We start from the raw sequence: 10,583 nt of genomic DNA, 5'->3' as shown, positions 1-10,583 counted from the left end.
GTTTGGAAAATTAGAATGATGGCAGTATGGGGAAGAAGATAAGCCGTGAGGTGTATCAACAGGAGAATGTTGTCGAATTGGCGCGTTTTTTCTTGGGAAAGTATATCGTGAGTGTGACGCCGGAGGGAAGGGTTGGGGGGTGGATTATAGAGACGGAAGCTTACGGGGGAGAGGAGGATTTAGCTTGTCATGCGGCAGGAGGGAGAAGGACTTCGAGGACAGAGATCATGTATAGGCCAGGAGGAGTGGCTTATGTTTATTTGTGTTACGGGCTACATCATATGCTTAACTTTGTGACAGGCCCTCGTGATGTGCCTTGTGCTGTATTGCTCCGTGGGGTGAAAATTGAGGAGGGAGAGGCTGTTGTAAAGAGTAGGAGGCGAGGGGTGCCTCGCGAGAGGTGGGGGATCGGTCCTGGTTGCGTGACAAAGGCTCTGGGAGTGACGATTAAAGATAACGGGGTGTCGCTAACTGGGACAAGGCTTTGGATAGAGGATCGCGGTGTGGAGATACCGGATGCTGAGGTTTGCTACACACCTCGGATAGGGGTGGATTATGCTGGAGAGATATGGTCGCAAAAACCTTGGCGGATGGTGTGGCGAGGAGGGCTTGCTTGAAAGTTAACGCTGGCTATACAGTAAGGATATGATTTGGGGTTCGGAGTTTCAAAACCGGGAACCGCTCTTTTGGATCGGTGGGAGGCCTGTATATGCGACGGTGGTGTTGATTGTTGCCTATTGCATTGGGATGGTGTTTGTCGCTTTGTCTCAGAGCGTGAGCGGGGATGGGATATGGTTAAATCTGGTGTTTTCGAGCGAAGCTTTTTGGGCAGGGAAGTGGTGGCAGATCTTTACTTACCCATTGATGAATTATCCGTCGTTATGGTTTGGAGTGGAGATGGTGATGCTGTATTGGTTTGGGAGCGAACTTGAGAAGTATTTGGGGAGGCGAATGTTTTTTATTTTTTATGGACTGTTGTGGTTGGTGCCTGTGTGGGTGTTGGCGGTGGGGGGAGCTTGGCTAGGGGGAGTGGTGTATCATGGCAGTGGAGTATTGAATTTTTGCGTATTCACGGCTTTTGCGATGATATATCCAAGAGTGGAGTTGATTTTTACGTTGCAGGCGCGCTGGTTGGCATGCGGGATCGGAGGCTTGTGGGTGTTGTCGATGTTTGCAAAGCGTGCATGGATTGATCTGGCTTTTTTTGTGGCGAGCGTCTTATTGGTCTGGATGATTTTAAGATGGAATTGGGAGAGTTTCTTTTTTTCTGTGCGGACGTGGTTAGAATCGAAGTTTAATCGACCGAGAGTAAGGCGTCTAGCGAAGCAAAAGGCTACAGGTAAAATTATAACGGGCCGAAAGATAAATGATCGGGTTTCCGCTGATGTAGCTCTCCGAAAGAAAGAAGAGGAAGTTGATTTAATCTTAGATAAGATTGCGGCTCATGGATTGGACAGCTTGTCTCCAGCTGAGAGAAAACTACTTGAGGAGCATAGTGCTGCGCTGTCTAAGGGGGATTAATAAAGAATGCGCGACTTAATTAATCGGACGAGCTGTCGTTGGTGACATCTTTGGTGGGGGATGTGATTTGCAGGCTGGATAGGGGGAACTGGATTGTTTGGAGGTTTTTATTTCTTTCGCTGCAGATTGATAGGGTGATGAGGGGATCGTCCGAATCCCAATCTATATCGATCAGGCCGAAGTTATTTTCTGTGATCTGCTTGGTTTCTGGGATTCGATAGGGGTTGGGTTCGGCTGGATTTTTGAAGCCAGACATGTTTAGGGAGCTGGAAGTGAATTCTGTAATGGGATAGCCAGGAGAGAGAGGGTCATCAACAGGGAGACGTGAGAATTCTGCCATGTGGCGGTCTCCGGATAAGAGGATGACGCCCTCGGCGTGGGTGTCGCGAATCAGGCGTAAAAGGCGTTGACGCTCATGTGGGAAGTTACCCCAACATTCCCAGCCATGTTCGTTGGAGAGGACTTGGATGGAGGAAGCAATTAGGCGGATTTGTGCTGGGATGCGGAGTTGTTCTTCGAGCCACTGCCATTGAGCCTCGCCGAGGATGGTGGTAGTGTAGTCATCGGTGGGGATGTATTTTCCGAGAAGGGCGCCGGAGGGAGTGATGCGTTTGCCGTATGGATGGGTGGAGAGTGGGGAGCGAAAGGTTCGTGTATCGAGGAGAATAATTTGTAGGCGTTTGTTTTCTGGTCCGAAGATGTAGGCGTCATAGATTCCTTCGCTTTGCCAAGCCCGGCGGTCCGTAGGGATGTAGAGTTCTTCTAGGAAGACCCGTTGAATTTGCTCACGAGTGGGGTGATCGTCGCGGCCTTCATCGTTTTTTCCGTAATCGTGATCATCCCAAATGAAGAGCATGGGGATGGAGGTGAAGAGAGATTTGAAAGGGCGTATTTTTTTCCATTCTTTGTAAACGGATCGATATTCTTCGGGGTCGTGTGTATCTGAGTAGATGTTGTCACCCAAGAGAAGGATGAGTTGCGGGGATGCTTCCGTTATGGCTTTCCATATTGGAGCGGGTTTCTTTTGGTTATGACAGGAACCGATGGCGATTTTTTTTATTACAGACTCAGAAGGGGGTAATGGAGCGGCATGGGTTGAGTCGGATTGTTGTGAATCTGTGTCTTCGGTGTGAGCTATGAAGGGGAGGAGAAGAAAGACGAGTGTTAGGAATTTAGTTCGCATGAGGTTATCGAGCGTGAGTTGATTTAGCTATGCCCGGGAACCTGATGGGAGTCGAGTTTAATTGCTAAGAATTTTTGTTACGTAGTTTGTTGAAATTTGAATTTTGATTAGCAGTAAGGGCTCAGTTTTGCTTATCGGTGATTGTTTCGATCTTGTTGGAGTGATAGTCGGAGAGGCCAACAAAAAGGCCAGCTCCGCTAAAGATGGCACCGAGGAGTTGTGCAAGAGTGACTTTAGCTCCTGCAACAAAAAGCACGCTGAGGAAAGGCATCGCGACGACATAAATGGTGGTGAAAGGCACCCAGATATGAACTGGATATTTGGAAAGTTTAAAGAAACCCCAACTATAAATGTATCCCGTAAGGCCTGCTGCTAACGCATAGACAATTGCTTCGTAGCTGAATGATGCGGCGTCTTGTCCGAAATACAGGAAGTGAATAAAGGTTTTGCCTGTGATCAAAGCTGTGATGCCGAGGAATAAAGATGCATAGGTGAACTTAAAAATCTCTCGCCATAGAACAAAGGCGTTGGCTGAGACTTTATGTGTGGCGAGCTGGACGGACTTGTTGTTGAGCACTTGTTGCGAGCAGAGGCAGCAATTGATTACAATAATCCAAATGTAGGCTTGCAAATCGAGGGCGTTGAGGCGTTCAGCCGCTGAGGCTTCAAACTGACTTGGGACTGCGCTTTTCATGATGATTTGATTGAGTGAAGCGAGAGCGCCTTCAAAGCGATACGAATTTAAGAAAAGGCCAATAATTACGAGTATCGTTCCGATCCAATGTTCTTTTCGCACGGTGGATCCAAACATCAGGCCAGTAAAGATGGGTAAGGCGACGAGGTAGAAGTTAATATAAGGCACCCAGAGGTGTGGGGAGTAGCGAGAGATGGTGTAGAAGCCGATGTTTTCAATGACGCCAGTGAAAGAGCATATCGAAACGGTGATAACTGAAGCCAGTCCTGGCCAAAAATAACGTGCAGGATGCCCTTTGAAAGCCTCGATGATAACCGCGACGACAGTCCATGAGAGCTTGAAGAGTTCCCGCCACCAAGTTAATGCAGTGGCGGTGCCAAATTCCTGAAGGCCGCTACTTGGGCGCGTAGTGTCGGTGCCGAGATCAGCCGTAGTGCGGGCTTTTTGGTTGAGGAGTTTTTGGGAACCTAATGCGGCGTTGATGATCAACAAGACAATGATGATTTCCATTGCAAAAGCGATAATGAAAGCGGAGAGCGAGGGCAAGGATATTGTTACAAAATTGTAACAATTTTGTTTCTGGATTTTTACGCTTCGGAATTAGACGTGTGTTTGACTAACCGATGGGCGACGGCGGAAAATAAGTTTTGATGTGGTGCTCTAGAGTAAGGCTATGTCTTGTGGCGGTGTTCTCTGTCGTGAGCGGGCTTTGCTCAAAAGAGAACGAGTTGATCATCGTGTCGCCGCACTGGGAAGGGATTCAATACGAATTTGGCCGTGCATTTGAGGCTTGGTATCAGGAAAACGTAGGAAAGGCGATTCGCGTGCGCTGGCGAGATTTAGGGGGGGCTTCACAGATAGAAAAAGCTTTGGTGGCTACTTATCAAGCGACGCCGGATAGTTGTGGAATGGACGTTTTTTTTGGTGGGGGAATGGATCCTTTTGAGAACTTACATCGAAGAGGTTTATTATATCCTTACCGAGTGTCGGATGAGGTATTGAAGGATTTGCCGGAAAGCTTTTCTGGAGTGAGAATCATCGGTGAGGATTATGCTTACTACGGGACGGCATTGTCTTCATTTGGAATTCTTGAGAACCGTCGAGTGACACAACGACTCGGGCTGCCTGAAGTGAAGACTTGGAGAGATCTAGCAGATAGTCGTCTGGCGGGTTGGGTGAGTTCTACAGATCCACGAAAAAGTGGAAGTGTGCATATGATTTACGAGATTATTCTTCAGGCTTATGGGTGGGATGAGGGGTGGGGAGTGATCTACGGGATGAGTGGAAACGTGCGTTCTTTTCTACAGAATAGCTCTGCACCGGTGAAAGAGGTGTCAGCGGGTGATGCAGCTTTTGCCGTGACGATAGATATTAATGGATTGACTCAACAGAGTTTCTTAGGGGAGGAAAACGTTATCTATCGGATTCCGCGGGGGGTATCTGTGGTCACGCCTGATGGCATTGCAATTTTGCGGGGCGCGCCGAATTTAGAAGCTGCAAAACTTTTTGTAGAATTTGTTTTATCTGAAAAAGGGCAAAAGCTTTGGATGAAACCTAAGGGCACTGAAGGTGGAGCTTTGCGTTTCAATATTACGCGCATGGGGGTGTTACCCAAGCTGTATCCGAACGATTTGAGTAAACTTTTAGTTCCTTTCAATCCTTTTCAGGTTGGGGAGGGTGAGATTGGATTTCGTTACAATAGTGAATTAGGCAGTAGGCGTTGGCATGTTTTGAACGATCTTATTGGCCAGACCATCATAGATGTGCATCGTTGGTTACGCAGGGCGTGGCGAGCTGCATCAAAGGTCCAAGATGAAGTAGTGAGGCAAGAGCTTTTGCGTAAAATCAAAAAGCCGTTCGTCACTGAATCGGAAGCGATTGAGCTGGCTTCTTATTGGAGGAAAGACAAAGTGCGTGCGCGTCGCATGGCGAATGAATGGATGGAAGGTGCTGTTAGGAGATATCAGGAAGTTATAGAAGTTGCGACTAAGTTTGCAGTTATTGGAGATGAGGGGGGGATGCACATGACGAACATTTGCAAGGGCCAAGAGTAGTTAGGAACCAACCGATATGGACATACATTTACGAGGGATTGTAAAGCGTTTTGATGGCAACCCGATCGTTAAAGGGGTCGATTTTTCACTCCGCTCAGGGGAAATGTTCTTTTTACTAGGTCCCTCTGGCTGTGGGAAAACAACGATCTTAAGGATGCTCGCGGGCTTCTATAGTCCAGATGAGGGGGATATTTATTTTGGTGATCGGCGGATGAATGATGTGCCTCCTCATTCGAGGAACACTGCGCTGGTTTTTCAAAACTATGCAGTCTGGCCTCATATGACGCTTTTTGAAAATGTCGCCTATGGTCTTCGCGTGAGAAAAATTAAGGAACCTGAGCTAACTCGCCGTGTGATGGAGGCTTTAGAACAGGTTAAGCTTGCAGCACTAAAGGATCGCAAGCCGACTAGCCTTTCGGGAGGGCAACAGCAGCGCGTCGCTCTTGCTCGTGCTATCGTGGTTAGGCCTGACTTGCTTCTTTTTGACGAACCTCTCTCTAACCTTGATGCAAAGTTACGAATTGAAATGCGAGATGAAATTAAGCGACTGCAGGCGGAGACTGGTATTACCAGCCTTTACGTGACTCATGATCAAGAAGAGGCTCTTTCTCTTGCTTCACGGATTGGCGTCATGCATGCCGGCAAGATCGAACAAATTGGGACGCCATACGAAGTTTATAATTATCCCAAGACGGCTTTTGTGGCGAATTTTATTGGAGAGATGAACTTCTTTCAATCTCACACAGTTCTAGGCCGGATATTTGGAGCGAATCAGGGTGAACAGGTCGGTTTTAGGCCTGAGGATGTTGTAGTTGTAGATGTCGATCATGCTCACGGGGGAATAGCTGCACGTGTGAAACGACGGACATATCTCGGCAGCAAGAATGAATTATTGCTTGAGACAGAGGAACGAGAAACCGTAAAAGCCTGGACATCGCGCTACTTTGAAGAAGGGGCTGCTGTTCGTTTTTCAGTTCCTGAGGATCGTTTAAGAAAATATCCAGTAACTGCATGATGAGGGGATAAGGTGATGAAAAAATATGGCCTACTCGCACTGCTTTATTTGTTTTTTGGTTTTTTTCTTATTTATCCCCTCTTTACAATTCTTCAGGGTGCTTTTTGGGTGCAGTCAGTCAAGGAAGGTGAAGTTGTTACGCGTCTATCGCTGGAATATTTTGAGTTAATTTTTTCTAATCCTTTTTATCGGGATTGTTTTCTGAATTCGATCGCTATTGCGGGGTGGACTACAGCAATCTGCCTGGTGTTGAGTTTACCTTTAGCCAACCTTTTTCTTCGTTGGGATTTTCCGTTAAAATTTTTTTGGAGTTCGGCAATTTTGATGCCCTTAATCCTTCCGCCATTCGTTGGCGCTATTGGGTTGAAGCAAATATTCGCGCGTTTTGGTAGTCTGAATTTACTACTTGCAGAGCTAGGCATAGTCGATTTGCAGCATCCACCGGACTGGTTAGGTGAAGGGGGATTTGCTGGGATTATCATACTGGAAGTGCTTCATCTCTATCCGATCATGTTTCTGAGCGTGCAAGCCGCGATGGCGAACGTTGATCCCTCCTTGCGCGATGCCGCGCGAAATCTGGGTGCAGGGGGCTTGAGGATTTTTCGAACGGTCACAGTTCCTCTCGCGACTCCGGGAATTTTTTCTGGATGCGCAATTGTTTTTGTCTTTGCGTTTACTGATCTTGGGGTGCCGCTGATGTTTGATTTTCAAACGACGGTGCCGACGCAAATTTTTAATTTGGTGACTCAGTCCGATAATCCCATCGGTTATGCGCTTGTAGTCTTGGCTTTAGTCGTAGTAACGATCTTTTTCGTGCTGGGGAAACGTCTGGGGGAGGGCAACTACGCGATGATGGCGCGAAGCGCAAGCTATGATGACATTAAACGTTTTTCTCCCTTGATGGGCTGGATTGTCACTGGTCTGGTGGGACTTGTCATTTTCATTTCTATTCTTCCTCACTTGGGTGTGGTTATCAATTCATTCTCTCAACGGTGGTTCATGAATGTGTTGCCTCAGGAATGGACAGTGGCCAACTACGCAGAAATTTTTAGCATGCATATGACGGCGATGTCCGTAAAAAACTCGCTTCAATATGCCTTGTTTTCCTCGCTTTTAGATCTGATTTTAGGCGTGATTATTGCATATCTTCTCGTTCGCCAACAATTCAAAGGCAAAATCGTTTTGGATGTGCTCTCCATGCTTCCATTGGCGTTGCCAGGGCTCGTCACGGCCTTTGCTTACTACGTTGCCTTTACTCGGCCACCTTTCGACGGAGTGGAGTGGCTCGATCCGCGACAGAATCCAACATTACTGCTCGTCATTGCTTACGCAGTGCATCGTCTGCCATATATTGTGCGAGCGGCTGTTGCAGGGTTGCAACAAACTTCTGTCACGCTAGAGGAAGCCTCAGCCAATCTGGGTGCTAAGCCTCTGACAACCCTCTGGCGTATTACGTTACCTCTGATCTATGCGAATTTGATTGCCGGCACAATTATGACCTTTTCTTTTGCGATGCTAGATGTCTCGAAGGGAATGATATTAGCTCAGGAAACGCCATTTTATCCTATCACCAAAGCCATCTACGCATTGCTAGGCCGTATAATTCCTGCTGCTCCGGCGATTGCATGCGCGATGGGAGTGCTCGCTATGATTCTCTTGGCGATTTGTCTTGGACTTGCCTCAAAAATTCTGGGCCAAAAAATGGGACAACTGTTTAAGAGTTGATACTAATCTATACTAAAGGCGATTGACCCGAATCAGTAAAAAGACTCCTAGTGCTTGAAATATGATGTTGGGTAGCCACACAAGCATCTCGGGATGAAGTGCGATGTTGCGCTTGAAGGCTTCTGCGAGCACTAGCATGAAGAAGTAAGTCAGCACGATTGCTAAGCTGAGCGCAACTCCCGTAGAGGTTTCCTTTCTTCGAGTCTGTATGGCAAGCGGGATAGCGATGAGCGTAAATGTGAGTGGGGCAAAAGCTAAGGCAAGCCGTTTATTGGCCTCTGTGAGGATCGCTGCGATTGAGGAGGGATCAAGGGAAGAAGCATGCGAAGCCAGATGTCGCCTGAGTTGGGAGATAGTCATATTGCTGGGTGATAGTTTGCGCTCAGCCTTTTTGAAAAGACCTTCAAGAGAAAGAGTCAATGGTATATATTCTGCGCTGACGCCAGGCACGACGTAAGCAGTGTCGGCAGAGTCTCCTCGGCGTCGTTCTTCTTGACGTGAATTGTGCAAGTGAATGATTATCCGTTCATTTTTTTGGTCGAGTTCTAATCGGCCGTGGTCTGCTCGTAGAGATCGAATTGGATTGCCTTCTGTATCGATGGTCCAGAGATGTATGTCTGTGAGGTGCGGACCGTTTTTCTCTCTGATGTAGATGCGATAGCCAGGGAATTGTTCGATAGATTTTCCAGGCACGAATAAAGCTGTCGGGTCTTTGCGGAGAACTTCGGCTACGATCTGCTTAAAAGCAAATCGTGCAGCAGGTGAAAGCGTCGTGTTGATATACAAGAGCAACAGGCAGGCTGCGAGAGCTAGGATAATTGTGGGAGCAGCCAGCACGACTAAGCTGATACCACTTGATTTGAGAGCTAGTATTTCTCTATCTTGGGAAAGACGTCCAAAGACGAGAAGGACTGCGATTAAGAATCCCCATGGAATGGTAAACATTAAGACGAATGGGACTAGTAACAGCACCATTTGTGCAATGGTGAGTGCGGGGACGACGCTATTCATCAATAGGGCGATGACGTCTTTTAATACGTTCAGCAAAACGAATAGTGTCGTGACGACTGCTATTGCAATAGTCGTGACTTTGAAGAGTTGAAGGTAGAGTAAGCGGTATATGATTTTCAACTTGAGAGGGATTTTAATCCAAAATTCTTAGCTTTGAAATTGACTTTATGCTTTCGAGGGAGCAATCCGGCTTTTTATTTATCGTGTATGTTGTTTGATGATGCGCACGACTTGGCCAGGGGCGTAACGGTGAAGCTCATCGGCGATGAGACGGTCGTTCGGCGTGAGGCCAGAGAGGATTTCCGTGGTTTCGATGGAACGGAAGCCGATCGTTACTGGGGTAAGGCGGATGCGACCTGATGGGGAGACTGTGTAAACAGCTGGGCCGGGAAGGAGTGCGCGTGTCGGGATGAGGAGTGCTTGCTCGCGGGTATCAGTGATGATGTTAATTTCGCCGGTCATGCCAGGGAGGAGCATAGGAGGCGGTTCATCCAATGTGAAAAGTGCGCGATAGGATTGATTTTCGGCTTGGGGGAGGATTTGAGTGAGAGTGGCAGTAAGGGTGAGTTCGGGGTAGGCGAAGAGTTTGACGTTACCCTTCATTTTGGGTTTGAGGCGGCCTATATCTTCTTCGTTGATAAAGGCCGTGAGGTGCAGGGTGCTAGAGCCGATGCGCATGATTTGTGACTGTGGGGGGAGGAATTCCCCGAGGGTGGCGTAGATTTCTAGCACTGTGCCATTGAGTGGCGATCGGAGGGTCATCTGGTTTTTTTCTTGGATTTGAGTTTTGAGGCGTTGCTCGGCGACTTGAAGGTCGTGATCTAGAGAGGCGGTTTCGATTTTTACGCGATCTTGAAGGGAACGGAGTTCGTTTTCTGCGCGCTGATACTCGATTGGGGCGATGTTTCCTGCATCGAGAAGAGCTTTGAGTTTTTTGAGTTCGGCTTCTTTGTTTTTGAGGAGTGGGAGGGATGGAGGGCCAAGAGAGTGGCGGAGGCGAGCTTGGGCTAGCTCAGCGTTGGCGAGTTCAATTTCACGGTAGGTAGTTTCGTCAATGATGTCAGCAAGAGGGGCATCTTGAGTGACGCTTTGACCTGGGGAGACGTGGATGGCGCGAACGTGGCCGAAATGACGGGTGCGGATAAGAGTCTGTTGGGTTGGTTCGACTGTGACCGTCGCATAGACTGCTGAGATGGCGCGTCCTATGGTTGGCTGAATGACTTGTGCGGAGGGGATGCCTGGGAAGATAGAGGCAAGGATAGAAAACGGGGGAATGTTGGGAAATGAGCGTGTGAGGCAGTAAAGCAGAATGAGTGTGAGAAGAGTGAGGGAAATGGGATTTCGAAGTATGCGGCACATGGTGAGTGTTGGGGGAGGTAA

Annotated in this window: 9 protein-coding genes; 5 read left to right on the top strand and 4 right to left on the bottom strand. The window is 47.9% G+C overall.

Annotated elements, in window-relative coordinates; all coding sequences use genetic code 11:
• Positions 1-26 precede the first annotated feature (26 nt).
• On the top strand, positions 27-617 hold the full coding sequence (locus tag NZM04_01945; GenBank protein ID MCS7062805.1) for a DNA-3-methyladenine glycosylase: 591 nt from the start codon (positions 27-29) through the stop codon (positions 615-617).
• A gap of 28 nt (positions 618-645) precedes the next feature.
• The gene (locus NZM04_01940) at positions 646-1,521 is read left to right on the top strand and encodes a rhomboid family intramembrane serine protease (GenBank protein MCS7062804.1); all 876 of its coding nucleotides are present in this window, start codon (positions 646-648) and stop codon (positions 1,519-1,521) included.
• 19 nt (positions 1,522-1,540) lie between these two features.
• Here the strand turns inward: NZM04_01940 and NZM04_01935 are convergent, their stop codons facing one another.
• Together NZM04_01935 and NZM04_01930 are read right to left on the bottom strand one after the other, a co-directional pair.
• Positions 1,541-2,704: an alkaline phosphatase family protein gene (locus tag NZM04_01935; protein MCS7062803.1), complete on the bottom strand. Its 1,164-nt coding sequence runs from the start codon at positions 2,702-2,704 to the stop codon at positions 1,541-1,543.
• Positions 2,705-2,825: 121 nt separating this feature from the next.
• Positions 2,826-3,908 carry a hypothetical protein gene (locus NZM04_01930; GenBank protein ID MCS7062802.1) on the bottom strand — a complete coding sequence of 361 codons (1,083 nt, stop codon included), beginning with the start codon at positions 3,906-3,908 and terminating at the stop codon, positions 2,826-2,828.
• 170 nt (positions 3,909-4,078) lie between these two features.
• On the opposite strand from NZM04_01930, the gene NZM04_01925 reads away from it, so the two are divergent.
• Genes NZM04_01925 through NZM04_01915 form a run of 3 tightly spaced genes read left to right on the top strand, consistent with a single transcriptional unit; the run spans position 4,079 to position 8,192 of the window.
• Complete coding sequence (locus NZM04_01925; GenBank protein ID MCS7062801.1) at positions 4,079-5,452, top strand: ABC transporter substrate-binding protein; 1,374 nt, start codon at positions 4,079-4,081, stop codon at positions 5,450-5,452.
• Positions 5,453-5,468: 16 nt separating this feature from the next.
• Complete coding sequence (locus NZM04_01920; GenBank protein ID MCS7062800.1) at positions 5,469-6,467, top strand: ABC transporter ATP-binding protein; 999 nt, start codon at positions 5,469-5,471, stop codon at positions 6,465-6,467.
• Positions 6,468-6,482: 15 nt separating this feature from the next.
• A complete protein-coding gene (locus tag NZM04_01915; GenBank protein MCS7062799.1) occupies positions 6,483-8,192 on the top strand; it encodes an iron ABC transporter permease in 1,710 nt (569 codons plus the stop codon).
• A 12-nt stretch (positions 8,193-8,204) separates the two neighbouring features.
• Here NZM04_01915 and NZM04_01910 read toward each other — a convergent pair whose 3' ends face one another.
• Entirely contained in the window at positions 8,205-9,323 is a 1,119-nt protein-coding gene (locus tag NZM04_01910; GenBank protein MCS7062798.1) for an LptF/LptG family permease, read from the bottom strand.
• 78 nt (positions 9,324-9,401) lie between these two features.
• The gene (locus NZM04_01905) at positions 9,402-10,562 is read right to left on the bottom strand and encodes an efflux RND transporter periplasmic adaptor subunit (GenBank protein MCS7062797.1); all 1,161 of its coding nucleotides are present in this window, start codon (positions 10,560-10,562) and stop codon (positions 9,402-9,404) included.
• Positions 10,563-10,583 lie beyond the last annotated feature (21 nt).

This window comes from Candidatus Methylacidiphilales bacterium (assembly GCA_025056655.1).
In the GTDB taxonomy this organism is placed as follows: Bacteria; Verrucomicrobiota; Verrucomicrobiia; order Methylacidiphilales; family JANWVL01; genus JANWVL01.
Note: the sequence above shows the minus strand (reverse complement) of the source record. Positions and strands in the feature narration are given on the sequence as shown.

What these genes read in the sequence shown, in the direction of transcription:
- NZM04_01945 (MCS7062805.1), top strand. Translation starts at nt 27, where the DNA reads ATGGGGAAGAAGATAAGCCGTGAGGTGTATCAACAGGAGAATGTTGTC.
- NZM04_01940 (MCS7062804.1), top strand. Translation starts at nt 646, where the DNA reads ATGATTTGGGGTTCGGAGTTTCAAAACCGGGAACCGCTCTTTTGGATC.
- NZM04_01935 (MCS7062803.1), bottom strand. Translation starts at nt 2,704, where the DNA reads ATGCGAACTAAATTCCTAACACTCGTCTTTCTTCTCCTCCCCTTCATA.
- NZM04_01930 (MCS7062802.1), bottom strand. Translation starts at nt 3,908, where the DNA reads ATGGAAATCATCATTGTCTTGTTGATCATCAACGCCGCATTAGGTTCC.
- NZM04_01920 (MCS7062800.1), top strand. Translation starts at nt 5,469, where the DNA reads ATGGACATACATTTACGAGGGATTGTAAAGCGTTTTGATGGCAACCCG.
- NZM04_01915 (MCS7062799.1), top strand. Translation starts at nt 6,483, where the DNA reads ATGAAAAAATATGGCCTACTCGCACTGCTTTATTTGTTTTTTGGTTTT.
- NZM04_01905 (MCS7062797.1), bottom strand. Translation starts at nt 10,562, where the DNA reads ATGTGCCGCATACTTCGAAATCCCATTTCCCTCACTCTTCTCACACTC.